This window comes from Leptospira ellinghausenii, from assembly GCF_003114815.1.
Classification (GTDB): domain Bacteria; phylum Spirochaetota; class Leptospiria; order Leptospirales; family Leptospiraceae; genus Leptospira_A; species Leptospira_A ellinghausenii.
Genome location: NZ_BFAZ01000008.1, coordinates 199651 through 226562, shown reverse-complemented (window position 1 = coordinate 226562; position 26912 = coordinate 199651). Strand labels below are relative to the sequence as shown.

General features: G+C 39.0%; 28 protein-coding genes. 14 read left to right on the top strand and 14 right to left on the bottom strand.

What is annotated here, in order from left to right; all coding sequences use genetic code 11:
• Positions 1 to 15: 15 nt before the first annotated feature.
• Both DI076_RS08280 and DI076_RS08275 read right to left on the bottom strand, forming a co-directional pair.
• A complete protein-coding gene (locus DI076_RS08280) occupies positions 16 to 1161 on the bottom strand; it encodes a hypothetical protein (protein WP_245918338.1) in 1146 nt (381 codons plus the stop codon).
• Between the two features lie 64 nt (positions 1162 to 1225).
• Positions 1226 to 1558: an STAS domain-containing protein gene (locus tag DI076_RS08275; RefSeq protein WP_108959454.1), complete on the bottom strand. Its 333-nt coding sequence runs from the start codon at positions 1556 to 1558 to the stop codon at positions 1226 to 1228.
• 61 nt (positions 1559 to 1619) lie between these two features.
• Between DI076_RS08275 and DI076_RS08270 the strand changes: the two genes are divergently transcribed.
• Positions 1620 to 1925, top strand: a complete 306-nt coding sequence (locus DI076_RS08270; RefSeq protein ID WP_108959453.1) for a hypothetical protein — start codon at positions 1620 to 1622, stop codon at positions 1923 to 1925.
• Here the strand turns inward: DI076_RS08270 and DI076_RS08265 are convergent.
• Together DI076_RS08265 and DI076_RS08260 are read right to left on the bottom strand one after the other, a co-directional pair.
• Complete coding sequence (locus DI076_RS08265) at positions 1922 to 2836, bottom strand: hypothetical protein (protein ID WP_108959452.1); 915 nt, start codon at positions 2834 to 2836, stop codon at positions 1922 to 1924. The genes DI076_RS08270 and DI076_RS08265 overlap by 4 nt on opposite strands.
• Before the next feature lie 58 nt (positions 2837 to 2894).
• Entirely contained in the window at positions 2895 to 4307 is a 1413-nt protein-coding gene (locus tag DI076_RS08260) for an LA_3751/LA_3752 family putative glycosyltransferase (protein WP_108959451.1), read from the bottom strand.
• 45 nt (positions 4308 to 4352) lie between these two features.
• Between DI076_RS08260 and DI076_RS08255 the strand changes: the two genes are divergently transcribed.
• Positions 4353 to 5468: an SGNH/GDSL hydrolase family protein gene (locus tag DI076_RS08255; protein ID WP_108959520.1), complete on the top strand. Its 1116-nt coding sequence runs from the start codon at positions 4353 to 4355 to the stop codon at positions 5466 to 5468.
• 8 nt (positions 5469 to 5476) lie between these two features.
• Here the strand turns inward: DI076_RS08255 and cueR are convergent, their stop codons facing one another.
• Entirely contained in the window at positions 5477 to 5866 is a 390-nt protein-coding gene (cueR, locus tag DI076_RS08250) for a Cu(I)-responsive transcriptional regulator (RefSeq protein ID WP_108959450.1), read from the bottom strand.
• A 130-nt stretch (positions 5867 to 5996) separates the two neighbouring features.
• Here cueR and DI076_RS08245 point away from each other — a divergent pair, with 130 nt between their 5' ends.
• Genes DI076_RS08245 through purT form a run of 6 tightly spaced genes read left to right on the top strand, consistent with a single transcriptional unit; the run spans position 5997 to position 11367 of the window.
• Complete coding sequence (locus DI076_RS08245) at positions 5997 to 6422, top strand: hypothetical protein (protein WP_108959449.1); 426 nt, start codon at positions 5997 to 5999, stop codon at positions 6420 to 6422.
• Positions 6415 to 6618 carry a heavy-metal-associated domain-containing protein gene (locus tag DI076_RS08240; RefSeq protein WP_108959448.1) on the top strand — a complete coding sequence of 68 codons (204 nt, stop codon included), beginning with the start codon at positions 6415 to 6417 and terminating at the stop codon, positions 6616 to 6618. The genes DI076_RS08245 and DI076_RS08240 overlap by 8 nt, the downstream gene beginning before the upstream one ends.
• Positions 6602 to 8806 (top strand): heavy metal translocating P-type ATPase, encoded by a 2205-nt coding sequence (locus DI076_RS08235; RefSeq protein ID WP_108959519.1) that lies wholly within the window; start codon positions 6602 to 6604, stop codon positions 8804 to 8806. Before DI076_RS08240 ends, DI076_RS08235 begins: the two co-directional genes overlap by 17 nt.
• Positions 8807 to 8838: 32 nt before the next feature.
• Entirely contained in the window at positions 8839 to 9651 is an 813-nt protein-coding gene (locus DI076_RS08230) for an AraC family transcriptional regulator (protein WP_108959447.1), read from the top strand.
• A gap of 12 nt (positions 9652 to 9663) precedes the next feature.
• Positions 9664 to 10134 (top strand): ankyrin repeat domain-containing protein, encoded by a 471-nt coding sequence (locus tag DI076_RS08225; RefSeq protein ID WP_108959518.1) that lies wholly within the window; start codon positions 9664 to 9666, stop codon positions 10132 to 10134.
• Between the two features lie 45 nt (positions 10135 to 10179).
• On the top strand, positions 10180 to 11367 hold the full coding sequence (purT, locus tag DI076_RS08220) for a formate-dependent phosphoribosylglycinamide formyltransferase (RefSeq protein ID WP_108959446.1): 1188 nt from the start codon (positions 10180 to 10182) through the stop codon (positions 11365 to 11367).
• Between the two features lie 95 nt (positions 11368 to 11462).
• On the opposite strand, the gene DI076_RS08215 is transcribed toward purT, so the two are convergent.
• The gene (locus tag DI076_RS08215; protein ID WP_245918349.1) at positions 11463 to 12164 is read right to left on the bottom strand and encodes an adhesin OmpL37 family surface protein; all 702 of its coding nucleotides are present in this window, start codon (positions 12162 to 12164) and stop codon (positions 11463 to 11465) included.
• 234 nt (positions 12165 to 12398) lie between these two features.
• Here DI076_RS08215 and DI076_RS08210 point away from each other — a divergent pair, with 234 nt between their 5' ends.
• Genes DI076_RS08210 through DI076_RS08200 form a run of 3 tightly spaced genes read left to right on the top strand, consistent with a single transcriptional unit; the run spans position 12399 to position 15576 of the window.
• Complete coding sequence (locus DI076_RS08210; protein WP_108959444.1) at positions 12399 to 13895, top strand: ABC-F family ATP-binding cassette domain-containing protein; 1497 nt, start codon at positions 12399 to 12401, stop codon at positions 13893 to 13895.
• Positions 13892 to 14818: an ABC transporter ATP-binding protein gene (locus DI076_RS08205; protein WP_108959443.1), complete on the top strand. Its 927-nt coding sequence runs from the start codon at positions 13892 to 13894 to the stop codon at positions 14816 to 14818. The genes DI076_RS08210 and DI076_RS08205 overlap by 4 nt, the downstream gene beginning before the upstream one ends.
• Positions 14815 to 15576, top strand: coding sequence for an ABC transporter permease (locus tag DI076_RS08200; protein WP_100716582.1), 762 nt, complete (start codon positions 14815 to 14817; stop codon positions 15574 to 15576). The genes DI076_RS08205 and DI076_RS08200 overlap by 4 nt, the downstream gene beginning before the upstream one ends.
• A gap of 53 nt (positions 15577 to 15629) precedes the next feature.
• On the opposite strand, the gene DI076_RS08195 is transcribed toward DI076_RS08200, so the two are convergent.
• The 4 genes from DI076_RS08195 to DI076_RS08180 all read right to left on the bottom strand — a co-directional run bounded on the left by DI076_RS08195 (position 15630) and on the right by DI076_RS08180 (position 18383).
• Positions 15630 to 16349: an SCO family protein gene (locus DI076_RS08195; protein WP_108959442.1), complete on the bottom strand. Its 720-nt coding sequence runs from the start codon at positions 16347 to 16349 to the stop codon at positions 15630 to 15632.
• A 34-nt stretch (positions 16350 to 16383) separates the two neighbouring features.
• Entirely contained in the window at positions 16384 to 17019 is a 636-nt protein-coding gene (locus DI076_RS08190) for a toxin-antitoxin system YwqK family antitoxin (protein WP_108959441.1), read from the bottom strand.
• Positions 16991 to 17881: a YHYH protein gene (locus DI076_RS08185; RefSeq protein ID WP_439957285.1), complete on the bottom strand. Its 891-nt coding sequence runs from the start codon at positions 17879 to 17881 to the stop codon at positions 16991 to 16993. Before DI076_RS08185 ends, DI076_RS08190 begins: the two co-directional genes overlap by 29 nt.
• A gap of 112 nt (positions 17882 to 17993) precedes the next feature.
• Positions 17994 to 18383: an FKBP-type peptidyl-prolyl cis-trans isomerase gene (locus DI076_RS08180; protein WP_108959439.1), complete on the bottom strand. Its 390-nt coding sequence runs from the start codon at positions 18381 to 18383 to the stop codon at positions 17994 to 17996.
• A gap of 84 nt (positions 18384 to 18467) precedes the next feature.
• Here DI076_RS08180 and DI076_RS08175 point away from each other — a divergent pair, with 84 nt between their 5' ends.
• On the top strand, positions 18468 to 18782 hold the full coding sequence (locus tag DI076_RS08175; protein WP_108959438.1) for a HepT-like ribonuclease domain-containing protein: 315 nt from the start codon (positions 18468 to 18470) through the stop codon (positions 18780 to 18782).
• A 4-nt stretch (positions 18783 to 18786) separates the two neighbouring features.
• On the opposite strand, the gene DI076_RS08170 is transcribed toward DI076_RS08175, so the two are convergent.
• Together DI076_RS08170 and DI076_RS08165 are read right to left on the bottom strand one after the other, a co-directional pair.
• Positions 18787 to 19920 (bottom strand): DUF1577 domain-containing protein, encoded by a 1134-nt coding sequence (locus DI076_RS08170; protein ID WP_108959437.1) that lies wholly within the window; start codon positions 19918 to 19920, stop codon positions 18787 to 18789.
• A 100-nt stretch (positions 19921 to 20020) separates the two neighbouring features.
• Entirely contained in the window at positions 20021 to 20581 is a 561-nt protein-coding gene (locus DI076_RS08165; RefSeq protein ID WP_108959436.1) for a hypothetical protein, read from the bottom strand.
• A 105-nt stretch (positions 20582 to 20686) separates the two neighbouring features.
• Between DI076_RS08165 and DI076_RS08160 the strand changes: the two genes are divergently transcribed.
• The gene (locus DI076_RS08160) at positions 20687 to 21619 is read left to right on the top strand and encodes a patatin-like phospholipase family protein (RefSeq protein ID WP_108959435.1); all 933 of its coding nucleotides are present in this window, start codon (positions 20687 to 20689) and stop codon (positions 21617 to 21619) included.
• Between the two features lie 5 nt (positions 21620 to 21624).
• Here the strand turns inward: DI076_RS08160 and DI076_RS08155 are convergent, their stop codons facing one another.
• Complete coding sequence (locus DI076_RS08155; RefSeq protein WP_245918337.1) at positions 21625 to 23805, bottom strand: hypothetical protein; 2181 nt, start codon at positions 23803 to 23805, stop codon at positions 21625 to 21627.
• A 246-nt stretch (positions 23806 to 24051) separates the two neighbouring features.
• Entirely contained in the window at positions 24052 to 26352 is a 2301-nt protein-coding gene (locus DI076_RS08150; RefSeq protein WP_108959434.1) for a delta-60 repeat domain-containing protein, read from the bottom strand.
• A 222-nt stretch (positions 26353 to 26574) separates the two neighbouring features.
• On the opposite strand from DI076_RS08150, the gene DI076_RS08145 reads away from it, so the two are divergent.
• On the top strand, positions 26575 to 26901 hold the full coding sequence (locus DI076_RS08145; RefSeq protein WP_167396517.1) for an OmpA family protein: 327 nt from the start codon (positions 26575 to 26577) through the stop codon (positions 26899 to 26901).
• Positions 26902 to 26912 lie beyond the last annotated feature (11 nt).

Below are 26912 nucleotides of genomic sequence, written 5' to 3'. Positions count from 1 at the left end.
TAAGTTGGAGTTATTTTAGTCTTTATGTCTACGGCGTTTTTGCAATTTTAATACAACCACAAACATTGTGATTAAAATCGGTAATAAAAATGCAAATAATACATTACTATTCGATAAAAAGATAGGCATTTGATTCGAAAGGATCCATTGGTTGAATCCATTGATATTCCATCGAACACTATGTTTGCCTGGGCCCTGTCCTTTCACCACTTGTAAAATCATTTCCTTCTGGATGGTAACCAAAGTACCTACAGGGATAGGAAATACATTGATGGGATTACTATCATAAAGTTGGCCTGTGTTTGGATTAGTGGTACCACAATAATTGGTTTCACATTGTTTGCAACTACCAAGATCACTTCCATTCTGAAGGTTACCAGCGATGTATGCATTCTCTGCATATCCTTCCAATTTGCGATGTTCATTCCCAAAGAATGTACATGTTGTAAAAAGAGAATCCTCGGTGACAAATTTTAATAAGAGAGTGTGTGATCCTGCATGTCCATCACCATCGTTAGCAAGGATTGGAAATTCCTTCGGCATTAAAAATTCTGCTCTTCCAAAAATGGGAAAAAAATCAATACATTGATTTTCACTCCAACTTGTATCACATTGGATGTTTTTTAATTTGTTCGTTTGCAATTGGAAACTATACATTTCGACATGTTCTTTGTCTTTTGGGAATTGTTGGCGAAAACAGATCAAATTTGATTTGGAGTTTGATGGAAAAGTTTCAGCAGGGATTTCTCTATCTTCTACCATTGAGAGACCAACAAAACTTCTAGGATCAGTGGTTTTGATGGAACCATCTTCATTGTATAAAAACGTAACACAATTTGCATTCAATTCATTAGAAGCACAAGTTTTAAGATCTCCTTTTTTGTATTGGATAAATAATCCACCATACATCGGACAAAATTCGCCTGTGGAAGATGGATCAAGTATGGTAAGGTGGATTGTTGTGGGAACTGTTGGATCTTGGATGGGAATTGGCGTTTCAGGAATTGAATTTGAATTTTGAAATGAGTTTGATCCTAGAAGTGCCAAGAGCCATAGATAAGAGGTTGGTTCTTTTTTTTCGCAACTGTAAAAGAGCAGAATGGAAATCAGAAATAGGAAAAATGTTCGCTTCATAACGAGTATGACGGAATCAAATTTCATACCCTTACAAGTTAGTATTCGACTAAAGAAGAAATGTTCGGTTCAATTCGTACGTTCCCGTAGATTAATCGATTAAATGTAAAATTGTATCGAGTTTGTTGAGCCGGAAGACTGTTCGAATCAATTTATTGACTCCCGAGAGTTTTAACTGAAGATTTTGAGATTCAAGTGCGGCATGGTATTTCATCAATTCACCAATCGTTGCACTATCCAAGGACATAGTGATCTCCGAAAAATCGAGTTGAACATCTTCTTTCGAATTCTGAATGGTAGACATAATCCTTTCTCGAAACCCACTCAATCCATCGAAGGATATATCTTCGTTTTTGATTTGAATCACTACTGCCAATGTTCTCTCTTTTTTTTCCGTATTGAAAAATTTGAAAGAATTTTTCATGACAAATGACAAATTCTGTCTTGTTTTTTAGGATTCAAATTGTTGGAATAGTTTCTTACCTATGTCCGTAAGCCATCGCCAACTGAAATTGATCAAAGAAGCGGCCGAGTTACTCGTGATGGAGCACCGTCTAACAACTGATGATGCGGTATTGGTGATATCTTCTGCACTGAAAAAAGAGTTATCTGCCAGGCAAACGACATTCGAAAAACTTGAAAGTGGATCAAAAATCGACAGAACCAGTTTCATTCGAAGTGTTGTCAAACATGTTCAAATCTCTCTAGAAAATAATCCTTATTGGCGTTCCCATAATCTAGACAAATCCATCGAAAACTTTTACCAAGTCCTACACAAACAATGGGATTAGTTTGCACCTGTTTCTTTATTCATGCCATCAGTTTCACAATAGTATAAAGTTGGAAATTCATTTGTTCGGTAAAATTCAAAGGAAAACTTTTGAGTTTCCTTTGGTAAAAAATCTTCTTTTTCTAAAACAACAGTTCCATAATCACTCACCAAATTATCACTTCCAATGATTAAACATTTGATGCGAGTAAAGTTGGATATGGAAGTCCCTTGGTTTTGGATTTTCCCAGTGAGGCTTGTACCTTTGTTTTTTATTTTTTTAAGTTCTATCGATTTTAAAATCAAATCGGGTCGATTCAAATCTCCCTCATGTGTTGTTGCGGTAACTGATATTTCGTAGTGATGGTATTTCGGAATTTTTGACCACAAAACTTCAAATATAACAGATTCATTATTTGTGATCAGATTTTTTTCTCCATATCCATCACTGGAACCAATGGTTGATCCATCTTCATTGAATAAGGTCACAGTGAACTTTGGCATGAGTAAATCAGACCCACTCGTATTTGTAAATGTTCCTACAAAGTATGAATTCCCAATGCTATCTGGTAATTCGTTTGTGTAATAAAAATCACCTTCTGGATGGATTTCGGATACATTGTTGTTCGGATCGATGATGATGTTTTGACTCTCGTCTACTTGCGTAGAAGTCGTTGTGAAGTTTTGGAATAATGCAGTGAATGTACTTCCAAGGATCATCCACCCAACAACGACGGAAATGATGATGTACTTATATTTTGAAAAATCAGTTGGACCTGAATTTTTTTGTGTCCCATATACCTTGGAAGGTGGTGAGTCGTATATGGCACCTGATGGCAGTTTGTCGAAACAGTCAGAACACCGGTATACGGTTGCAGATTCTTGATAAATATTGGTGCTACCACAACTAGGGCATTGTTTCGAATGAGTCATTTTTTTACCTGGTAAAGGATGAGTTGTCTTCTCTCAGAAATCAAGCGAGAAATTAATTTCATGGAGATACCCTTTGGAAACGAGTTACCATAATTGGCAACATTGCATTTGGTAATGTGGATTGGTCCACAAGGCGGAATTGGCAATTGTTGTCACAGTTGGGAATCATAAGTGGATTGGGAATTGCATAGGGTGACGGAGGTAATTCGACAAAAGCAAAGGAATGAATGTGGTTATTCGACAAAAATGCACTAAAGGCATTCTTTTCTGGATTTTTCCTGAGTAAAAATAGGTTTTTGTTTTGTTCGATGAGTGGTAAGGCAACAAAGGAAAAATCAGAATTATTAAATACAATAGTTTGTTCGGGGATTTGGTTTAATGAGGACAATGTATTGGATTGGAATTTTGAAATTTTAATCAATTCTTTTGTTTGGTACTGCCATTGGTAGAGAGAATAGCATGTGAGTAATGTCGCCAAAAGCATCGTCAAATTCTTTCGATTGAATGTTTCGTAAAGATTGGAATGGAATGATAGAGCGTAAAAAGGAACTAAACAAAATAGATATCTAGGTGTATTGTGTCCTCCTGTGTTAGGTGAGGATAGGATAATCAAACAAGTAAAGAGAAATAAAATAAAAAATTGTAATTTAAATTGTTTTCGGAAAACGGAAACAACACTTAAAATTAAAAATAAAGTGAATGTCGGGATTTGTTCGATTAACAATCGAAGTAAATAAACAACGATTTCCGAGTTCCAATGGTATGTAGAATTTTTGAAAAGCCGAAGGGGGAAAACGGTAGAATATAAAATAAAATTGGCGCTGAGAAAAAGGAAAAGAAAAAAAACAAACCAAATCAGGTATTGTTTCCAAATGTTTTTCCATTCAAAATATAAGGGAAGTAAACAAACCACAAAAACAAATTCCGGTCTCATCCAAACTAAAAACAAACTCAGTAAGGACGCGAAGGAAACGTATTGTTTATGCAAGTTATACAATAAGAGAACTTCTAAAAAAAAGATAAAAATCGTATCGTGGATTAAATTGGTATAAATGGGAATCGAAGATCCAAACAAAAGAATAAGAGAGAGCACATGATCTCGTTTGATTAAAAAAAAGAGCCAAATAGCCCAAAAGAAAAGTATGAATTGGATCAATTGTATCCCTGTTTTTCCTCCGATCCAATAAAAAGGAGAAAATAAGATGGGATATAAATTGGGAAACGTTGAATCGATGTTGGTGTTTGTTAGGTGAAAGAAGACATTCGGTAAAGGGAAAAATTCTAAACTCGGGTCAGTGGTGATAAAGGCATATGGTAGATGCAAAGATCCTTTCAAAACTTGTTTCAATTGCCATTCAAACAATGAAAAATCAGAGAATGATACGGTTGGAATTGTTTTGAAGAAATTAAAAAGGATGGCTAAAAAACCAACTCCATACAAGAAACCTATTGCTTTTTTAGAATGGATCATTTGCAATCGAAACTAACACAATTAAATCAATTCAATGTACCATCAATGAAAAAAGTAGATCCTCAATCAAAATCGAATTCTTGGTCAAAACTGGGATTAATCCTTTCTGTGATGGTCGTACTATTTTTGGGACTACGTTGGTTCGACCAAAACCAATTCCAATACAATTTGCCTTATGGATATTTTCATTATCCAAAGGACCAAACAATTCCATTTTTTAGAATGGGTGTACCAGAACCTGGTAAAATTGGGAAATTTGGAATTCGTGAATCGACTACAAAAGACAAATCAAATTGCCATTCTCTATTTTTAGGAGACTCACAAACGTTTGGTTCTGGTATTTTTTGGAAGGATACATTTTCGGAAATCTTAAACCGAGAAACAAACTGCCAATGGACAAATGTAAGTATGCCTGGGTTTACTTTGGAAAATGAATATGCGATGTTTCAAGAGATCAAAAATCAAATTCCCTTTGAACATGTATACCTAGTTGTGTATGGCAATGATATTTATGAAACAGGAGAGACTCCTGATTATATCCACTTCGTAGACAAACAAAAATGGTACACAAAAGTTTTGGGATTGTTTCTTCCTAATTACACTTGGCTCATATTGAAAAAACAATATTTTGATTCAGTCCAAAAGAGAATGGAAATTGAGATTCAAAAATTTGCCAATACCAATTACCAAACCAAACAAAGTACTCCGCCTTCCAATGAAGAAGAAACGGGAGAGGAAACATTTCCTTCCTTTCGAACTTTATATTCCATCAGTCCAAATTATTTCAAAGAATCCTTAGATGTGAATTCAGTATCCAATCAAAATTTCAAAAGATGGCAACGTGTATTATTACGTTTGTTTTCAGATTTACAAACAAATCATAAGAAGTTTACAATGATTTATATCCCACTTGATGTGGAATTTGATCCAAAACGATTTGTTGTGTATCAAAAAATTGGATTTGCAATGGATAGAGAATGGTTGGTTGGGGATTCGGAATTCTTTCTTGCATTACGAACTTTTAGTGAATCAAACCAGGTACAATTGATTGATATGCGTAAAATTTTTAGAAATCAAAATCAACTTTTGCAAAAAGAAGACATCCATTTCAATGAAAAGGCAAATCGTTTGATTGCAGATGCCATCAAACAATCAATGTAATTTTTTCTCTAATTCATTTCTAAATTCTTTAGGATAGGGCAGTCGGGCCTATGGTCACCATGGCAATTGTGGACCAAATGTTTTAATGTATCTGCCATATCTTTCATTTTTTTTAATTTTAAATTGAGATCTTCTAGGTGTTTTTCGGCAAGTTGTTTCACTTGTTTGCTACTTCTGGATTTGTTTTTCCAAAGCCCTAATAAACTTTTAATGTCATCCAAAGAAAATCCAAGATCTCTTGAACGTTTGATAAACCGTACATAGTGTACGTCATCATCTGTATACAATCGATAACCATTATCATTTCTTCTTGTCTCTGGGATAAGACCAATACTTTCGTAATGACGGATGAGTTTGGATGAGACTCCAGATGATTTAGAAAGTTCACCAATATTCACAATTTTCCTCCTAAAATTTTTTTTTAAAAAATGAAAAAAAACGTAAAAAAAGAGAAATCGCCTATTGACCTTCCAACGATTGGAAGGTTTACACTGGGATTCATGATAACAAAGGAGTTAACATAAAACAATGAAAAATCTTATCAAAATCACTGTTTTTTCTGCGTTTCTCGCAATCCAACCTATTGCCGCGCATGGAGAACACAAACCGGGACCAAATGGAGGTGTGATCAGGATGCCTGGCGCTTTTCACACAGAAGTTTTGCCTTACCAGAATCTCGGTTTTAAAGTGTATCTTTTGGATATCAACTTTGAAAATCCGACTTCCAAAAATTCGAATGTCAGTGCTAGTATTGTGAATGCCGGCAAAGAAGTCAGGCTGAAGTGTACTGGTCACCCAGATCACTTTTACTGTGAATTACCAAAAGGGGTCACGCTAACAGAAGGAGAGTTACTTCTTTCTCCTGTTTGGAAAGGACAAAAAGGGGCAGAGGTAAAATACAAACTGCCATTAAATGAAATGAAAGAAGAGAAGAAGGAGCACCACCATGGTTAATTATGAAATAGAAGGAATGACTTGTAATCATTGTAAGATGACTGTAGAAAAAATTTTTGCTGAAAATGGCAAAAAAGCTACTGCTGATCTAGATTATGAAATTGTGTCAGTGAATGAAACTCTAAAAGAAGAGGAGTTGGAAAAACTCCGAAACCGTTTGAGTGAGGATGGTTATACCCTTGGAAACGTTAAATAAAACCACAGATCATACGTTAGACCTTTTTGGGATGACCTGTGCGAATTGTGCCCTTCGAATTGAGAAGGGCCTTTCCAAACTCCCAGGTCTATCGGAAGTAAGAGTCAATTTTGCTCGTGAATCGGTTTTCCTTCGAGCAGAAAAACAAATACCGGTTGATACACTCTTAAAAACAGTGGAGTCACTTGGTTACCAAGCAACGGAACATGATCCAAACAAACAATCAGAAACAGAAAAAAAACAGAAGGATCACATTCGGGTTTTAAAAATTCGATTTTTCCTTTCTACACTATTTTCACTTCCATTGTTTTATGGAATGGTGACACATTTCCAATTTTTATCCTTTTTACCTATGCCCCATATTTTAATGGACCGATGGGTGCAAATGGTCATCGCAACTCCAGTTCAATTTTTGATTGGGTTTCCTTTTTATCAATCTGCCTACCGTGCTCTTCGCAATGGAACAGCCAATATGGATGTACTTGTGGTGATTGGAACATCGGCTGCTTATGGATATAGTATCTTTGGAAAGGATTTATATTTTGAGACTTCAGCTGTCCTCATCACATTTATATTAGGTGGTAAGTGGATTGAGCACATGGCAAAAGGGAAAAGTAGTGATGGGATAAAAGCATTACTTTCACTTCGTCCGGAAACAGCTACAGTAAAATCGAATGGAGTTTGGACAGAAGTTCCCAATGAATACCTAAAACAAGGTGACTTGGTTCTTGTCAAAGCACTAGAAAGATTTCCTATGGATGGAATTGTTGCAGAAGGAGAAAGTTTTGCCGATGAATCCATGTTAACTGGTGAGAGTATGCCAGTTGAGAAAAAACTAGGAGATAAAATTCTCGGTGGAACAGTGAATGGGAACGGCTCACTCATTGTGAAAGCCATGAAGGTAGGGAATGATACCACTTTATCCCATATCATTAAATCGGTAGAGGAATCTCTAGGAACCAAAGCTCCGATCCAAAGGATTGCTGACCAGATATCAGCTTACTTTGTACCTGTTGTCATTGCCCTAAGTGTCCTAGACTTTATCGTTTGGTACTTTGTATTGGCCCCAGGTGAGATCACAAAGGCGATAGAAACGAGTATCGCCATCCTTGTCATTGCATGTCCTTGCGCACTTGGTCTTGCAACTCCGATCTCCCTCCTTGTCGGAACGGGAAGGGCTGCCAAACGAGGGGTACTCTTTCGTAGTGCAGAAGCGTTGGAATCAGTATCAAAGATCAATATGATCTTCTTTGATAAAACGGGAACTCTCACGGAAGGAAAACCTAAAGTAACAGGTGTTCTCGCCTCTGGAGTTTCGGAAGATCAAAAATCCTTAGTATTTGGACATGTGCTTGCAATGGAAGAAACTTCCGATCACCCTTTAGCAAAAGCCATTTTGGCCTTTGGAAAAGAGAAAGAATATCGATCTGGTGATCTTGGGATTGTAAAAACAATCACCTCTCCTGGTGGGGGAATCCAAACCGAATTAGAAGGCAATTTGTATTATGCCGGCAAACAATCGTTTGTTGAAGAGAAGGGGTTTTTGATTCCATCAGATATCAAAACTGGTGTCGAAGAGTGGAAGAGTGAAGGTGTGAGTTTGGTGTTTGTTGGAATCAAAGGGAATATCGATGGAATGATCGTTTTTCGAATCGAAGACCAAATCCGTGATTCCGCAAAACAAGCGATTGTTGACCTACGGTCCATTGGAGTAGAACCCGTCCTTCTAACGGGAGACAATCCGATCGCTGCAAGCAATGTCGCGAAACTTGTGGGCATCACTGCAGTGTATGCAAGTTTGTTACCCGAAGAAAAAGCAAAAATCATGAAACAACTGAAGGTTTCCAATATCCATAGTGCAATGGTGGGAGATGGGATCAATGATGCTCCTGCTCTTGCTTCTGCTGATGTCGGTATTGCGATGGGAACTGGATCAGACATTGCCATCAGTACTGCTGATGTTGTACTTGTGAATGGAGATATCCAAAGGATTGTGGATTTGATCAAAATCGGAAAGGATACGGTATTCAATATCCGCCAAAATTTTGGTTGGGCACTTGGATACAATTTACTCGGAATTCCGATAGCTGCTTCTGGTTTACTTGCTCCATGGGTGAGTGGTGCTGCAATGGCGTTTAGTTCTGTGTCCGTTGTCTTCAACGCACTTCGTATGAGTCGATGGAAATAGGAAAAAAAGGGTGAAACACTAGGAACCAATTCGTGGACATTCTATTTATAAAACCTCCTTCTGAATGGGAAACTTTTATCAAAGAGTTTTGGGTTTGGAGGGAGGTAAAATCAATCGAATTACCTTGGATTATACCGTCTTACGAATGTGAGATGGTTTTCCATTTGGGAGAACCGCCGATGGTAGAAACAGAATCGGGTGAAACCTTTTTATTGCCTAAATCCCATCTGGTTGGCCCACAAACAAGAAGGTGGCGTGTTCTCTCTCCTTCCCAGTTAAACTTAGTTTCCATCCGTTTTTATGTGGCATCTTTGTATGCACTCTTTTCCAAACAAGGTCTAAGTTTAAAAAATCAATTTCCGGAAATACCATATAACACAGGCTTGGAAAAAAATTTCCAAGGAGCAAAAATTGAGGAAACAGTTGTTATTCAATTTTTGTTGGAGTATTTAAAGAATTTTCCTGGAAAACAAACAGAAGTTCCGACTTATGTTCGATTTGCACTGATGGAACTAACCAATCCCAAAACCAGTATCAATTCGCTAACAAAAAAATTAGGCATCTCAAGAAAACAATTGGAACGAAAATTCCAGGAAGTGGTGGGACTCAATCCATCCGAATACCGATCTGTCCATCGTGTGTTATCACTTGTACGGAATCCCGAACATTACCAAACAAACAATCCAGATCTTCGTCTAACCGATATAGCCCAGAATTTTGAATATGCAGACCAGTCTCATTTCAATCATGATTTTAAACGAAATTCGGGAACGATCCCAAAAGATTGGTTTGCAGAATTTGAAAAAATGTCTCATTTTTACAAGCAAACAAACGAGGAAAAGTGATACGATATGGGTATGATCCAAAACATAATCGATTTCGCATTGAAATCAAAATCCAATATTCGGCTTCGCAGTTTGTGTTCTGCTATCACTCGGGGTGACAGAGATAGTTTTGATTTGTTGTTATCCGATGCAGAATTAAAAAAAATTTGTTTAACTGAGTCCGCTTTACTACTTGGGCTTGCAGTGGTTGAGGTGTCCGATCTCTATTTTTTAAAACGATTACTAGCAATTGGTCTGAATCCTGACGAGCCAGATAACATGGGTTTGTATCCAATTCATAAAGCAACAGAAACAGGGAATATCGAAGCAGTGGAAGTATTATTGTATGCAGGTGCAAATCCCAATGCCGCAGATCCGAGTGGTGTCACTGCCTTACACATTGCCAATAGTTTTGATGGGCTCGGTGAATTGTCTGACTTACTCATTCGAATGGGTGCCAATATTTACCAAAGAGACAAACTCGGAAAACGTTATCTGATGTAACGATTCGTTCTTGTCGTAAAACTAGGTGTCGAAATCTTTACGATTATGATAGGAACACCATTTACGAAACAGGCAACAAAACTCCTCCTTCTTGGTTCAGGAGAATTAGGAAAGGAGGTAGCAATTGAAGCCAATCGATTAGGTGTCCATGTCATCGCTGTGGATCGTTATCCTAACGCACCTGCAATGCTTGTGGCACAAGAGTCTCGTGTCATCAATATGCTTGATCCGAAAGAACTAGAAGCCACCATACGCGAGTTAAAGCCAAATTATGTTGTGCCTGAAATTGAAGCCATCCATACAGAAACCTTAGTCCGTTTAGAAACCGAGGGATTTAAGATCATTCCCAGTGCCAAAGCCGTCAACCTGACCATGAACCGTGAGGGAATTCGAAACTTTGTAGCAAAAGAATTAGGTTTAAAAACATCTGCTTATCTTTTTGCAGATACAGAAGAAGATTTTGCAAAAGCCATCCATTCGATTGGATTTCCTTGTGTGGTAAAACCCATCATGAGTTCTTCTGGGAAAGGACAGAGTCTCATCAAAAATGAATCAGACATCCACAAAGCATGGGAGTATGGCCAAACGGGGGGGCGCACTGGCAAAGGGAAAATGATCATTGAAGAGTTCATCCCTTTTGATTTTGAAATTACTTTACTCTCAATCCGTCATATTGGTGGCACAAGTTTTTTACCACCAATCGGGCATAGACAAGTAAACGGGGATTATGTGGAGTCTTGGATGCCCCAACCCATGTCAAACTTAGCATTAGAATCCGCAAAACAAATTGCTGAAAAAGTCACAACAGGACTTGGTGGTTTTGGAATTTTTGGTGTGGAACTTTTTGTCAAAGGGGACGAAGTGTACTTTAGTGAGGTTTCTCCAAGACCACATGATACAGGCCTTGTCACCCTCATCTCTCAAAATATTTCTGAATTTTCGTTACATGCGAGAGCACTTCTTGGTTTGCCAATCCCTGAACTCATATTCCAAACACCTGCTGCTAGTTCTGCGATCTTACTCGAAGGGGACACCAAGTCACCAGAATACGTGGGACTAAAGGAAGCTTTGTCGATTCCAGGAGTTGACATTCGTATCTTTGGAAAACCAGAAGTGATTGGTAAACGCCGAATGGGTGTTAGTTTGGCACTTGGTAAAACCATTGAGGAAGCAAAAGAAAAAGCAAATCGTGCAAGGGACTATATCCAATTAAAATCCTCTGAAGCGAAGTGATGATGGAACATCATCCTATCTTTGGATTTTGGTTTGTATCTGGTTCAATCTTGATTTGATACAAATCGGTATATGATCCAACTTTCATTGGATTGTTATTTGAGTGTTTCGTTTTGGTTGATGGTTTGGGTTTTGAAATTTGTCATTTTGTCTTCATAGATACTTTCTTCTCGGAAGGGGAGAAAGGCATTGTCGTAATGGATGGCGAGGTATTTGGAACTCGGACCAAAACCACGGATGAGTTCTGATTCAATTGCATCAAAATCATAAAACTCGATGGAATCCATGTACTGGCCATCATGGAGTAAGTTTAAAAAAATAACAAACTTCCCAGAATGTTTTAAAATCTTCAATGCAAACAGCATTTCTCTCAGTTTCAAAAGATACAAATAGGGACGTATGTTCCGTGCCATCACTAATTTTTGTTCCGCTTCACTTACGTCACGTAACGCCAAACGTAAAAAAGCCTTAGTTTGTGTTTTTTCTTTGTCTCTTGCTTTTCTGCCGAGTAACTCAAGTTCGCTTCGAACAAGTGTTATGTTTTTGGTAAGGATTTTATCATAAAGTAGGATGAGTTTGTATTGTGTGGAACGAACGGCAAGGTAAGCTTCTCCATAATTTCCTTGGATATGAAGGCTTTTGAAACGTAGGTATTCATCGACGATGTTTCGGTATTCTATTTTATCTTCCGCATCACCTAAATGGATGACACTGGAATCGAGGGAACGAACGAGGAGGTAGTTTTCTTCTGCACCAAAGGCCACTTGTAAGTTTCCATTGGAGTAGGATGAGTCCACTCCTAACAAACACAGGCCTCCTAGTAAACACAAAAGATAAGTTCGCACAGTACAGTTTCGGCCTTTTAGGTGCCCAAAAAAAGTTCATAATTTCTAACGTCAGTGTCTTAGTGATTATGTCAGAAATTTTTCACCAATTCCTTAAAAAACACATTTGATTCCATTTCTTTCTACTCGTCCTTTCGGATACTTTTTGCATCTTGGTTTTATCTCTACTCTCCCTTCGGAAATTATATGATCAAAATATCTGGCTTAAACAAACAATTCAATGGTAACGTTTTATTTGATGATTTACAATTCAGTGTGAATCGCGGGGAAAGGGTTGGACTTGTCGGTCGTAATGGACATGGAAAATCAACCCTTGTCCAAATCATCCAAGGGAAAACCGAACCCGATTCGGGAAACATCACCATTCCCAAAGGATACCGCATTGGCCACTTGGAACAACATTTAGTCTTCACCAAACCAACCGTACTCGAAGAATGTGCACTGGGTCTTCCAGAAGGGGATGAATACGAAACTTGGAAGGTGGAACGCATTTTATTTGGACTTGGGTTCTCCGAAAAAGACATGGAACGTAGCCCCGAAGAGTTTTCGGGTGGTTATCAAATCCGAATGAACTTGGCAAAACTTTTAGTGTCTGCACCCGATATGCTCATCTTAGATGAACCAAACAACTATTTGGACATTGTCACCATACGTTGGTTAGAGGAATTCCTTAAGGAGTGGGAAGGAGAGATCATTCTCATCACACATGATAGAAGTTTTATGGACAGTGTTGTGACCCATACAGTCGCCATCCACCGTACAAAGGCAATCAAAGTGCAGGGTGATACAGAAAAGTTATACACTCAAATCAACCAAGCCGAAGAAATTTATGAAAAAACTCGATTGAACGAAGCAAAAAAACGCAAACAAGAAGAGATGTTCATCGCTAAGTTTAAAGCAAAAGCAAGTTTTGCAAGTCGCACACAATCGCGTGTTAAAAAATTAGAAAAACAAGGTGAGATGAAGGCACTCGATACCATCGAAGATATGGAATTGTACTTTAACAGTGCCCCTTTTTCCGCCAACCAAATGTTAAGCGTTGAGGATGTTGCATTTTCTTATGATGGAAAATCTCCTTATTTGTTTGAAAATTTTTCCATCAGTGTTGGGCCTGAAGATCGAATTTGTATCATCGGAAAAAACGGAAAAGGAAAATCAACCCTTCTAAAATTGATAGCGGGTGAACTCACTCCTGTTTCAGGTAGTGTGAAAAAACACCCCATCTTAAAGGAAGGATATTTTGGGCAAACGAACAAACTGAATATGAACGAAAGTAATACGGTTGTCCAAGAAATTATGAGTGCTGATCCCAACTGTTCGGAAGGGAAAGCTCGTAATATTGCTGGTGGTTTGATGTTCTCGGAAGACCTTGCCTTAAAAAGAATCAAAGTGCTTTCCGGGGGTGAAAAGAGCCGAGTGTTACTTGGAAAAATCCTTGTGACTCCTTGCCACTTACTCTATTTAGATGAGCCCACAAACCACTTGGACATGCAATCTTGTGACTCCCTCATTGAGGCGATTGATAATTTTGATGGATCTGTGATTATGGTTACCCACAACGAAATGCACTTGCGCGCTGTGGCCACAAAACTCATTGTATTCGATGATGACCGAGTTTTTGTCTATGATGGTGGTTATGACGACTTCCTCAGTGACATTGGCTGGAAGGATGAAACCGTTTGAAACCAATCCTAACTGTAAAACAAGTTTCCAAGTCCTATGACAATGGATTCCAAGCACTCAAATCCGTGAATTGGGAAGTGGGTGAGGGAGAAATCCATGCCCTACTTGGACCGAATGGTGCCGGGAAAACCACTCTGATCAATTTGATCTGTGGCATTGTTTCACCTAGTGCCGGTGAGGTGAAAGTCGCTGGATACGATATCATCCAAGATTTCAAAAAAACAAGATCTCTCATTGGACTTGTCCCACAAGAACTCAGTGTCCATGCTTTTGAAACCGTATGGGCGAGTGTGAGTTTTACTCGTGGTTTGTATGGAAAACCAGCCAATCCTAAATACATCGAAGAAGTATTAAAATCACTTTCCCTTTGGGACAAAAAAGACCAAAGGATCATGACTTTATCTGGTGGGATGAAACGACGAGTTTTAATCGCCAAAGCATTGTCACACGAACCAAAAATTTTGTTTTTGGATGAACCAAGTGCCGGTGTGGATGTGGAACTACGAAAGGATATGTGGAAGATTGTAGAATCCCTTCGTAAAAATGGAGTTACCATCATCCTCACAACCCATTATATCGAAGAAGCAGAGTTAATTGCCGACCGTATCTCTGTGATCCGTAAGGGAGAAATTTTCCTCACCGAAAACAAAGACAAACTCATGAAACAATTGGGAACCAAACAATTGCGGATTGAATTGAAAAAGTCTGTAAAATCCATTCCAAAGTCTTTATCAAAGTACAAACTGGAACTCTCTGATAACAATACTGCATTTATTTTTACGTATGACCGTTCTGATGATAGCAGTGTGATGACCAAACTTTTGGATGATCTCAAAAAAGAAAAAATCCAATTCAGTGATTTGAGTACAAAACAAAGTAGCTTAGAAGAAATTTTTGTTCAATTATTACAGGAGACCGTATGAATTTCCATGCCATCCAAGCAATTTATCAATTTGAAATGGCTCGTACATTTCGTACGTTATTACAAAGTATAGCCTCTCCTGTATTATCCACATCTTTGTACTTCATTGTATTTGGTTCTGCGATTGGGTCTCGGATCCAAGAGATTGATGGAATCCATTATGGAAGTTTTATTGTACCAGGCCTTGTGATGTTGTCACTCCTGACAGAAAGTATCTCCAATGCATCCTTTGGGATTTATTTTCCCAAGTTCAATGGAACCATTTATGAAATCCTTTCGGCACCTGTGACGATGTGGGAAGTTGTGATTGGGTATGTGGGAGCTGCGGCAACTAAATCACTGATGCTCGGGATTCTTATGCTCATCACTGCTTCTTTTTTTGTTCCCATTCGCATTGACCATCCATTCCTGATGGTATTTTTTCTCCTCTTAACCTGCATTAGTTTTAGTTTGTTTGGGTTTGTGATTGGGATTTGGGCTGACAGTTTCGAAAAATTACAAATGATTCCGATGCTTGTCATCACTCCTCTTGTATTTCTCGGTGGGAGTTTTTATTCCATCCAAATGTTACCCAGTTTTTGGCAAAAAATCAGTATGTTTAACCCCGTATTGTATTTGGTGAGTGGGTTTCGTTATAGTTTTTTTGAACGAGCGGATGTTGCTTTGTCCGTGAGTATTGGGATGATCCTTGTGTTCCTTTCTGTTTGTTTGGCAGTCACATGGCTTATCTTTCGTACTGGGTACAAAATCAAAAATTAAGTACCCTAGATTTTTCGATTCTTTATTTCTCTTCCCCTTAGGAACCCAACCAACTATTTGGTGAGGATCCTAAGGTCTGCGACTAATCTCTGTATGTCGCCAGTCCCTTTGGCGCGGTAAATCCCACGAAGGTATTTGTTCCCATCAAATAAAAAAATATTTTCGGTATGAACAAATTCGTATTTGTTTTTTTCTACAGAAAATCCTTCTACCTCTGCCCCACATGTGGTTTTGGCAAAGGATTCAATGGCCAAAAGTTCCCCTGTATAAAAATTCCAGTTTGGATTTTGGATTTTGTAGAGAGTGCGGTACTTGGAAAGGACTGCGGGTGTGTCTTCCTTTGGATTGATGGAGATGGAACTAATTTCTAAGTCTTTGAATTCGGATAGTTGTGGTTCGATTTGGATGATATTTTTTGTGATCATCGGACAAATCCCACGACAGGTTGCATAAAAGAAGACAACCAAACTGATTTTAGGCGAATGTTCTCTGAGCTGAATTTGGTTTCCCAAATGGTTTGTGAGTTTGAATCCTTCGGGGATTTGGTGTAATCCAGGTGATTCGTTTGGAACTTTTGTCCAAATCGGATCGAAGTCTTTTCCTGAAAAATAGGGCAAAGAATCCGTTTCGGGATAAGACTGGTTTTCCTTACACGTTCCCAAAACAAACGAACTCACCAAACAGAAAAGAAAGATTGAAGTGGTTTTGGAAACAATATTCCCAAAGAAGTAATTTGGTTTCATCAGATTCGGACCTGGTTTTGTTTCATTCATTTGCAAAAAGGGTAACTCCCCTTGAATCGACTCATCAAAGTTTGGTGGTTGTGTTAGGAGAGTTAATGCCAGTTTGGTTCACAGTCTCTTCTGGGATGGGATCACAGAGTTTACTGCCTGGACGGCCAAAACTTTCTCCTGATTCCAAAAACACTTGGTTCAAATAAATTTGTCCCCGTTTGTTCCATTTTTTCACCACCTTTGGTTTCCCAGAGGGGAAGAAGGTTTGGTAGGTTGCCATTTGTCCATTGTCAAAGTATTCAAAATGTTCCCCGATTGGGACTCCCATATCATACTCCGAAGATTGGCGGACCTTACCCGATGGGAAGTATAAGGTTTGGGTTCCATGTTTTTGCCCATACCGAATGTGCCGAGATTCGAGTAACACACCAGAAAAGGATTTTACCGTATAACTTCCGTGAGGTACACCTTTGTAAAATTCGGTTTCATAGGTTTCAGCAAGTACGGCATTTTCGGCCACGTAAAACCCATTGAATGGTTTTCCTTTGTACAAAAGGAAATGGTTTTGGTCTTCCGAAAGGTCTTTGTCCCCTTGTTGTATTGTTACTTTGCCACAAGACAAATTAAGGAAAAACAAAAGTGAAACAAAGACAAATCGAATTGGGAACAACAAGGCCTTGTTAGTTGGAAACCGTTCCTGGAGTTCCATGAAAATAAGAACCAATTAGGGTTGGAATAGTAGCTGTTGGATCAGAGGTGTAATGGTAATGGTAAGTTGGCGAAGAAAAATGTAATGTTGTAGATATATGACCGTGATTATTATCTAATCCAGATCCAATCGTAGGAGTTGTAGTTGAACTACCTGCGTCCGTACAATCTCTACCATATACTGCATAACCATCGATTAACATCCCAATTAGATTGGAATTGTTGTTCGAAACATTCAATGGCTGCGAATGGTGGTGGTAAACACCTGAATTTTGTGGGTGTCCATTGTATTGGTCAAAGGTTTGTGCTTCTGTCGAAAGTGTATCAGGGGCTGCTGCTGCATTATTAAAAATGGCAAGACCATTTACAGTGATCCCCACGGAAGCATACCCACTTTGGGTACCTGTTTTGTTCGTGAGTTTTTCAGAAGGAGAACTTGGGATGGTATACACCAAACACTGGGAGGAAATTTGGTTGGTCCCCGCGGCTTTTTGTCCACTCCCTAAGGCTTCATAACGTGGTGAAGTGGATCCAAAATAATAACTTTTGTTATTCGGGATATTTTGGGAACGGAATACATAATTAGTTCCGGAAACAGAACCTACTGCACATTTAAAATTGTTTCGGATCCATGCAGGTAAGTCTGCTGACATAGAAGAGGTCATACCAGTGATACAATCAGTATTGGTATCCAAAGTGGCAGTGGAGGCCACAACAGTGGTTCCTGTGTATGCTGAGTTGGCACAAATTCTAGAAGCTGCTGCAGCTAACAAGAGTAAGGTATCTTCATCAGAGTCTGATTTGGGTTTGCAGTTTGTGAGGAGAAGTACGAAGAGTACGAGAAGAGAGGTGGTCGCTAAAATTTGTTTCCTTTCCATAGACGCAGTAGCATGGAATGATTCTAGGTCTTGTCAAGGAATTTCCCTAATTGAAATTCCTTTCTTTCGAATATTGGAAAGTTGATGAGTCTTTGTACTAATAGATCTTCAACAGTTCGACTTCAAAGATAAGTGTGGAATCAGGGGGGATGTTTCCCACACGTTTGCTTCCATACCCAAGTTCTGGTGGGATGATGAGTTTTCGTTTGCCACCCACTCGCATGCCTTTGATTCCTTTGTCCCATCCCTTCACCACTTCCCCAGCACCTAAATTGAATTCAAAGGGACGGTTGCGGTCTCTGGAACTATCAAATTTGGTTCCGTTTTGCAATTTGCCTACATAATGAACAGTCACATAAGAGCCAGAAAATGCTTCATCCCCTTTACCAATGACAATGTCAATGATCTGGAAATCTTTTTCTGCGGACGCGATGGGGAGAACCAAAAGAAACAATATCGAAATCAAAAGGGAAAGGAATGGTTTCATATCTATCGAAAGGGTAAAGAAACGGCAGAACTTTGCCAATGAAAAAAACTAGCCTAAGGAACTTCTCAATTTTTAGTTGATACCATGTTTCATGAATTAGTCTTTTATTGCAAAGAATTGGAAGCTTTTATTTTCCGAAATCAAATCCAAGAATTCAAAGAAGGGGAACACGATAGTTTTTTTGCAGAAGAAATGTTAAAAACCATCCAAACGGAATCTTTAAAAATTCCATCATCGGAAAAACAAAAGTATCCAAATCTTCCTTGGGAAAAAATGGATACTATGTGGCAAAAGGATTTGGCAAGAGCCTACGATTACATCGACTTAAAGATGTTATACTATGTTTGCGCCTACGAAATTCCCAAATTCTCTAAAACAATCAAATTGGAAATTCGTTAAAAAATTAGGCAGCTGTCCTACCATTGTTTTTGATGATTTCAATGTTCTCTTCAAAACGAACTTTTTCAGCATAGGTTCGTTTTCCAGAAAATTCTACACCCACAAGCAAATCACCTGATTCTTCTTTATGAGACCAAGCAATTTTCCCAAAAAAACGAAATGGGGTTTGGAGTTTGAATACCAATTCTAATAAAATTCCTTTTTGTTTTGGAAGAGTTTCCACCAAACTGCTATTTGTGATCTTAAGTTTGAGACCAGTCGCAGATAAGTCGAGGACTGGAAATTTTTCCACAGTTGTCATTAGATTTGCATCTTTGATCCTTTCGATCATTTCTGCAATTTGTGTTTGGTAAAACTTTAAATCGTCTTCGGTGATGTTTTTGTCTTTGGTTTGTAAGAAATAATATCCAATAGGAATAATTTCTTCTAATTCGTTTTTGTACAAAATTGGTAATATGAGTTCCGATTTGATTTTTTTGTCACGAGCGGCAAACGCGAGTTTGTCGACATTCTCTTCGATATCATCTTCGTAATTTAAAAAACCTTCCGCGTCCATTCGGTAACTTTCTGGATTTGTTGCATCTTTGATGAACAAAATCTTTTGTGTTGATTTCACAACATCAAACTTACGTTCCATTCCCGATTTAAAAATGTCCATCATTCCAGCTTCACCAGAACGAACCATCATACGTTTGCGATAGTCTTCAAAGTTAACACGTACAAGTGTTGGGATATTAAACATATTTGCTTCGATGATGGTTTTGGAACTGACGATATTGGTTACATTGACCATTCCTTCTTCGGTGATGGTAAATCGAGGGTTTAACCTTTCTTTTTTAGCAATGAGTACTTTTTCGACCTTTAATTGGATTTTATGTGGGGCCAATTGTTTGACAAAGGTACAATGGAGTTCTAGATAACGAGCAAGTAACTTGGAAAGAACAACAGTAGATCCTTCACCAATAGGCCAAACTTCTGCCCATTGCACAATAATTTCTTCACCACCAGGCACTTCTTGTAAAACCGTCATGGTTTGCACCTGACCATTCCAATTGGCTTTCATTTCCTGATTCATTAAATAGTGTAAGATCACATGGTTTTTTTGTTCTTTGCCTGTGATTTGGTCCATTGGTCGCATAGCTAATTTCCAAGTTCTATTCTATAGTAACGGGAAATAAATTTCCCATCTATTGGAAAGTAAAGCCCATCCGCATCTCTTTGGCAAGAAAAAGGATTTTTTAAAGAAGGAGTAAGTGTTTTTTTTCAGTGAATTCATAACAGAAACGAATCCACGAAAAATGATTTTGTAAGTGGGAAAACTCGGGAAGGTACTGAGATAAAAATGATTCGCAACGTTTCTCGCGTTCATTTTGTTTTTTTTCCATGACAGTTGTTAGATCATAAATTGTTTTTTCGTATATGGCTTTGTCCATATAACCTGCAAGCATTGCCTGTTTTAAAAATTCATTTTTTTGTTTCCACTCACTTGGGGAAAGTACCGGGATTGATTGGATCTCCGTCCAAAACTCTTTGAGGGCTGTTTCAATCTTAGGGATTTCCTTCTTTATGCCTTCACATTTATAATACAAAGTACGAAGGTGGCTTTTGGCATTTTGTTCGATTTCCGCCAAAGTTTCTTCTTGGAAGGGTGGGAATAATTTAGGAAACGAGAATGTATACACAGGTCCTGAGTAGGGGACATACATTTCCAATTGGTAAAAGGAATGGGTAGACCATTGTAAGGTTCCCTTGACAGACAAACCTTCGACTTCGATTTCAATGGTACGAATTCCGAGCATACAAATCAATTGCCTTCGTAGCGATTTTTATTGTCCTCTTTCCATTTTTTTTGAATCCTTTTTGCAACCAAATCTGGGTGGGAAGACTCTGGTATGGAGAGACTTATGACTGACCAAAATCCAAACCAAACTCCCAAAATTCCCAAGGCAAAAGGGACAAAACGGGCCCTATTAGTGGAAGGTGGTGGGATGAAGGGAGCCTTTTCGGGTGGCGTACTTTATGCTTGGAACCGGTTCCTTAGGCCAAATTACTTTGATTTGGTGGTGGGTGTCTCATCTGGGGCTTGTGCTGCGGCCTATTACGTGTCGATGCCGAAAGTTGAGCCTGTAAAAAGTGAAAAAGCACTTGGGGTTTGGTACAGAGATCTCTCTGGCAGTAAACTCATTTCCTACTTTCACCCATTCCAAGGGAAAACATTCTTAAACCAAGAATACCTAATTGATTTTATCTTTCGTAAAAAAGTTCGTTTGGAATCCGAAACGTTGGATTCGAAAAAATTGCCTCATTTTGTCATTGCCGTTAGTAATTTACACACACATTCCATCGAATACATCAAAGCAACATCCAGTAATGTTTTTGATTTATTAAAAGCAGCAACCTCTTTGCCTATCGCTACTAGAGGAAAACACATGTTAAATGGGAAATTGTATTCGGATGCAGCCATCCTCAATCCACTCCCCATCCAAGATATCATTGAAGCTGGTTACAAAGAAATTGTTGTGATTATGAATTCACCAATTCGGCATATATCAGGGCCACTCACTCGCCTAACAAGTTTACTCGCTTTCCCAAAACACAGAACCATCCGAAGGATGATGCGTAAACTCCACCATTTTCATTTTAATTTAGCGAGAGAGATTGTGGTAAAACCTCCAAGAGGAGTAAAGATCATTACAGTTGCTCCTGACGAACCACTCCCAGTTAAACTCACAACCACCATTCGCACAAAATTGTATAAAACGGCTTTACTCGGTGTCAAAAAAGGCGAAGAAGCGATTCAGTTCATTCTCAAACGTAAGAAAAAACAAAATAAATAACTTTCTTAGTTGTTGGGTGGTTCCGTTAAGTCAGTTAAAAAGAATCCACCATATGGTTTGTTGAAGGCGTGGATAAACTCACCACCAACATGCCATTTCCCATTTCGATATAAACTTGAATATACCGTGTTATCAGGGTTTGGTGCCCAGTTAACGATTGTGTTGGATTTTGATTGGTATGCTCCTGCAAAATTGGAAGTTGTTGAACCATTGAGTCCCGTAAACGATCCTCCTACAAAAAATTTCCCATCCGCACCAGGTGTGATAGTATTCACAAAACCATTTGCATAAATGGGAGATGGGTTTACGTAGGATTGTGTGCCTAAGTCAAAAATTGCAATGTTTGGAAAACTCCCAATCCCTGAAATGGATGTGAAGATTCCGCCTAAATAAATTTTTCCCTCATATAGGCTTTGTGTTGTCACATCACTCGATGGATAATTGCTTGTGGATGGTAAGGATATGGCTGTACCATTCACTAAATCAACGGCACGGTAATTGCTGATGGTATTGTTACCATTTAACGTTGTATAAAGCCCTCCTAAAAATAGAGCATCACCGATTACAAGCATGGAGGTGGCACTATTGGATCCTATGTTTGGGTTCCAATTGGTGAGTTGGAATGTTTCAGATGAAATGGCAGCAACACCATTTCGTGTTTGCCCAGACACAGTGGTCATCCCCGTTCCCCCAAAGAAAATCTGACCATTTGCACTTGTGATGGTTCGGATTTCAAGTGATGGGTCTGTGATTTGTAAGTTTGTTGGATTTAATTCGTAAGTGGGTAAATTGAGAATTGCAAATCCTCTCCTCGCAATGCCATTGATGGTTTCAAAACTTCCACCAAGAAAGAGGTGATTGTCTTTTACATGAATGGATTTAATGGGATAATCGAATTGGGGAGTACCATCAATGGGAGCACCAGACGCTTCATCGATGACAACAAAATTTCTTTTTGTTTGGACATTCACGGATGATTTAGCGTATGTTAGGGCCACTGCCCCCCCAAACGGTATCAAAGCACCACCAGGATTTGTGACAGGTTCTTCCAGGGAAGGATTCCAATTGGTGAGAGTACCACTGGGTAGATCAAAACCAGCTGCATAATTTCGGGGAACACCTTTCACATCTGTAAATTGACCAAGGGCATACAATTGGTTCCCGATGATTTGTAAGGTAGATACAGATTGGTTCAGACCAAACGTATTACTCGTGGCAGTTCCTGATTGGTTATCCACTGCAACAAGACCGTTTGTTGTCGTCGCTCCTGTAACAGAAGTAAACGATCCACCTAGATACACTTGATTTTCATATTGTTGGATGGATTCAACAGTGGCATTGGGATTTGGGTTCCATGGCGCCAAGGTCCCATCAGGATAAAAGGCTACCGCGTTATTTCTAGGTGTCGTAAAACTCCCACCCACATACAGAATTGGGCTTCCTTGGATATCCGTACCCAAATACAATTCGTAAGCGGATCCAGAAGCAGAGAGTTGGCTTGTAAAACTAGAATCGATACTCCCAGTGGATGCAGATAGTTTCACAATTCCAAATTTGGAGAGTGAATTGACCGTCTGGAAACTACCTCCCACAAATAGGGAAGAACCAAAGGATGTAATCGCATAAACGAAGTTATCGATAGTCCCTGCGTTAAACCCAGTATTCAATTGACCAGTATATCGATTTAGAGAAGCAAGATTACTTTGAGTGCCGGATCCCCAAGAGCCAAAAAAACCACCTACATACAAATTATCACCTAGTAAGTGTAAGGCGTAAACAGTACGCGAAGGATCGGAGACTGGATTAAAATTTGGATCCAATTGGCAACCGGGTAAGATATGGGCCACTTGGCTTCTAACAAACCCTTGGACATGGGTGAATTCCCCTCCAATGTAAAATCCACCACTACCATCAGATACGGCAGTGTAGGTGGCTCCTTTCACTTTTAAAAACGGACAAAAACGGCTGGGGACGGCGGCTCCCGATTGTGGATGTAATACAGATACACTTCCTGTCGCAAGACCAACTAACGTAAAATCACCAGCAATCAAAAGATGATTCCGGTAGGATGTCATCGCATACAGTTTTGCAGGTGGACCAAACACCCCTCCATACAAACCAAACTCTTCGTAAAATGGAAAGGCAGGTAGGCAAGAGGGAGATTTATCACCGGTAGCAAATCTCATAAGGGATGCCTGAAAAAAAGATTTTGAATCTACATCACAAGTACTTTCTAAAGATGATGGTTTGCATAAAGTAAAGGATAGAGTGAATGAGAATAAAATCAAAAGCCGAAGGTACATTCGGAAAAATCGAACCATTCACTCCATTCTAAAAATGGTCTTTCCTTGTCGACTGTTTTGGAGAGGAATGATTTGTCGTGGGATCAATGACATTTTGTTTTTACGTTCCAACTAATGAGAAGTTGGTTCTCATTCTGTTAATGTGGTTCTGACAATACCTCCATTCAATTCACGAAGAGCCACACTAAAGATTCCAGCTAAGTAATACTTCCCATTTTTGAACATTGATGAGTAAACAACATTCGTGATACCTGCATTCCATTGGTACATCGAATTGGTATAGGTTTGGTAGACTCCAAAAGTATTGAATTTAGTATCTCCATTGATGTTTGCGAAGGATCCACCATAAAAAACATTCCCATCTGGATAGGTCGTTACATAATTTACCATATTTTCTGCTGAAACTGGATTTGGTTGCAGATATGTTTTCGAACTAAGGTCGTATACAGCGGCGTTATTAAACGAACCCACCCCTGTGACAGAGGAAAAAAAGCCGCCAATATAAATTTTGGAATTCGCATAAGCGAGGCTGTACACAAGACCACCTGGTAAAGTAGAAGAACTTGGAATATCCAATCTTAATCCATTCAGTTTGTCGACTGCTTGCAAATTTTGGTAACCACCAACTCCATTGATTTGGGTAAAACTTCCTCCAATGAAAACAATATCGTTCACAACGAGGATACTTTCTCCGCTACTGCCACCACCTAAATCTGGATTCCAAGAACTTAAGGAAAGGTCAGATAAGTTTAATGCAAACACTCCATTTCGTGTTTGGCCATTCACAGTACCCAAACTGATCCCACCAGCATATACTTTTGATTCATCACTTGTCATCGTTCGGATTTCTGGAGAACCCGACAGTACAATATTAGTAGAACTCACTTGGTAATGGGGTAAATCTAAAATGGCAAAGGAAGTTCTTGATTGGCCGCCAATATTTGTAAACGTTCCTCCAACAAATAAACGATTTCCATTTACATGTATGGATTTGATCGGGAAATCAAAGTTAGGTGTTCCATCAATTGGTGCTCCAGTGTATTCATCGATGACTGCAAAATGATTTCTATGCACAACGTTCACAGTCGAACGATCAAACGTAACAAACACAATCCCATTCCCAGCAGATAAAAAAGTAGATCCAGGGTTACTGATCACACCTTCAAAATTTGGATCAAATGGAGTCACGGTTTCATTTGTTAGATCGAGGGAAGCCATTGAAATTCTAGGGATTCCTTTTACAGTAGTAAACTGTCCACTGATGTACAATGTATTTTCAATGACTTGTAGACTTGCCACATATGCATCCAATGCATAATTGTTAGTGATGATCGTACCAGAATTCTGGTTCACGGAAGCCATATAAGAAGCAACAGTTCCACCATTTATCGTGGTGAACCCTCCACCCAAATAAATTTTGTCTTGGAATTGTTGGACAGAGTTCACTTGTGCATTTGGATTTGGGTTCCAATTTGTCAACGTGCCATCTGGTGTTACCGACAGAGCATAATTTCTGCTAGGTGCAGTGAAATCACCTACGATAAACAAATTGGGGCTACCTTGAGAATCAGTTCCGAAATGTAAATCAAGACAAGATCCAGTCGTAATCGATGGGTTAAACGATGTATCGACAGCACCATTGGCGAATGAAACTTTTGCGATTCCTCGTTTGGTGATTCCACCGATCTGTGAAAAACCACCACAAACATATAGAGAATTGAAGATCGTATCTAAATCAAAAACGATACTATCTATGTTTTGGACTGAAAACGATGTATCAATGTCACCAGTATAACGATTCAATCGAACTAGGTATTTTTGGGATGTGTCTCCCCAGGAAGTAAAGTCTCCTCCCACATACAAGTGTTCACCGTTCAATGATAAGGAATAGATGATACGAGAATCTGTGATATCTCTCGGGACTTTAAAGACACGATCGACTTGGCAACCAGGTAAAATATGAGCAACGCCGTACCGAGTTTCCCCTTGGACGGCATAAAATTCTCCACCGATATAAAATCCGCCACCTCCATCGGGGATGGCAATCGAGGTAGTACCAACAATTTTAAGATAACGACAATACCGGTTTGGCACTACTTTCCCATTTGATGTTTGCAAGAAGACAGCACTGCCCGTAGAAGGTCCCATTAACTGAAAATTTCCACCAATGATGATTTGGTCTTTGTAACTTGCCATCGCATTCACACCCACATCACCTGACGGAGCTTTGAAAACTCCCCACAGGTCTTGGAAATCGAAAGAGGGAAGGCAAGAAGGAGATCGATCTCCTGTGACAAAACGAATGAGGGAACCAAGTGCATAACCATTTGATTTTCCATCACAGGCATTTGACAGTTCAGGAGGTTTGCATTGGAAGAGCACAACACAGAACAAAACATAGGTTAGAATCTTAGATCGTGTCGTATTCATAAGGAGGATTTTACCAAACAGGAAATAAATTGTCGAGCGGTTTGTTCATTTCTAAATTTACTTTTTTAGTCTAATCGGTGTATGTATTGGATTTCCCTAATCTTGGTTAGTTTGTTCTTTTTTCTCTATTGGCTTTGGCCAAAAAGAAACAGAATGCAGAGAAGGAATGTTCTTCCATCGTACAATCTGTCCCCACCACAACCATTAAAACCATTCTCCAAGATGGTAGAAAGTGTAGTCTACTTCCAAGCGGGAGAATCTAAATTGGAACATCAGGAAATACTAAAACTCAAAGATTGGATGAGCCCTTATTTAAAACAATCGTTAGATTCAGTCCTTCTTGTGGGTTCAGCAGACACAACGGGCAATTTGGCAAAAAATCGAAAATTGGTAAAAGATAGGGTCCAGAACATCCGCCAAGTTTTGGTCTCTTTGGGAATTGATTCTCAGTTGATCCAAACCGAATCTTTGGAGCCGATTTTTGGGAGAACAGCGGAGGAAAGAAAATTGTTTCGGTCTGTTGGGATCAAACTCTCAATTTTGGATTAAGAGTGTAAATC

Bases quoted from the DNA above. Each gene is read 5' to 3' on its own strand.
- DI076_RS08270 (WP_108959453.1), top strand. From the start codon at position 1,620: ATGTCCGTAAGCCATCGCCAACTGAAATTGATCAAAGAAGCGGCCGAG.
- DI076_RS08245 (WP_108959449.1), top strand. From the start codon at position 5,997: ATGAAAAATCTTATCAAAATCACTGTTTTTTCTGCGTTTCTCGCAATC.
- DI076_RS08155 (WP_245918337.1), bottom strand. From the start codon at position 23,805: ATGAGATTTGCTACCGGTGATAAATCTCCCTCTTGCCTACCTGCCTTT.
- DI076_RS08225 (WP_108959518.1), top strand. From the start codon at position 9,664: ATGATCCAAAACATAATCGATTTCGCATTGAAATCAAAATCCAATATT.
- DI076_RS08200 (WP_100716582.1), top strand. From the start codon at position 14,815: ATGAATTTCCATGCCATCCAAGCAATTTATCAATTTGAAATGGCTCGT.
- DI076_RS08190 (WP_108959441.1), bottom strand. From the start codon at position 17,019: ATGGAACTCCAGGAACGGTTTCCAACTAACAAGGCCTTGTTGTTCCCA.
- DI076_RS08150 (WP_108959434.1), bottom strand. From the start codon at position 26,352: ATGAATACGACACGATCTAAGATTCTAACCTATGTTTTGTTCTGTGTT.
- DI076_RS08145 (WP_167396517.1), top strand. From the start codon at position 26,575: ATGGTAGAAAGTGTAGTCTACTTCCAAGCGGGAGAATCTAAATTGGAA.
- DI076_RS08195 (WP_108959442.1), bottom strand. From the start codon at position 16,349: ATGAATGAAACAAAACCAGGTCCGAATCTGATGAAACCAAATTACTTC.
- DI076_RS08180 (WP_108959439.1), bottom strand. From the start codon at position 18,383: ATGAAACCATTCCTTTCCCTTTTGATTTCGATATTGTTTCTTTTGGTT.
- DI076_RS08160 (WP_108959435.1), top strand. From the start codon at position 20,687: ATGACTGACCAAAATCCAAACCAAACTCCCAAAATTCCCAAGGCAAAA.
- DI076_RS08280 (WP_245918338.1), bottom strand. From the start codon at position 1,161: ATGAAATTTGATTCCGTCATACTCGTTATGAAGCGAACATTTTTCCTA.
- DI076_RS08170 (WP_108959437.1), bottom strand. From the start codon at position 19,920: ATGCGACCAATGGACCAAATCACAGGCAAAGAACAAAAAAACCATGTG.
- DI076_RS08175 (WP_108959438.1), top strand. From the start codon at position 18,468: ATGTTTCATGAATTAGTCTTTTATTGCAAAGAATTGGAAGCTTTTATT.
- DI076_RS08265 (WP_108959452.1), bottom strand. From the start codon at position 2,836: ATGACTCATTCGAAACAATGCCCTAGTTGTGGTAGCACCAATATTTAT.
- purT (WP_108959446.1), top strand. From the start codon at position 10,180: ATGATAGGAACACCATTTACGAAACAGGCAACAAAACTCCTCCTTCTT.
- DI076_RS08240 (WP_108959448.1), top strand. From the start codon at position 6,415: ATGGTTAATTATGAAATAGAAGGAATGACTTGTAATCATTGTAAGATG.
- DI076_RS08210 (WP_108959444.1), top strand. From the start codon at position 12,399: ATGATCAAAATATCTGGCTTAAACAAACAATTCAATGGTAACGTTTTA.
- DI076_RS08165 (WP_108959436.1), bottom strand. From the start codon at position 20,581: ATGCTCGGAATTCGTACCATTGAAATCGAAGTCGAAGGTTTGTCTGTC.
- DI076_RS08275 (WP_108959454.1), bottom strand. From the start codon at position 1,558: ATGAAAAATTCTTTCAAATTTTTCAATACGGAAAAAAAAGAGAGAACA.
- DI076_RS08255 (WP_108959520.1), top strand. From the start codon at position 4,353: ATGAAAAAAGTAGATCCTCAATCAAAATCGAATTCTTGGTCAAAACTG.
- DI076_RS08260 (WP_108959451.1), bottom strand. From the start codon at position 4,307: ATGATCCATTCTAAAAAAGCAATAGGTTTCTTGTATGGAGTTGGTTTT.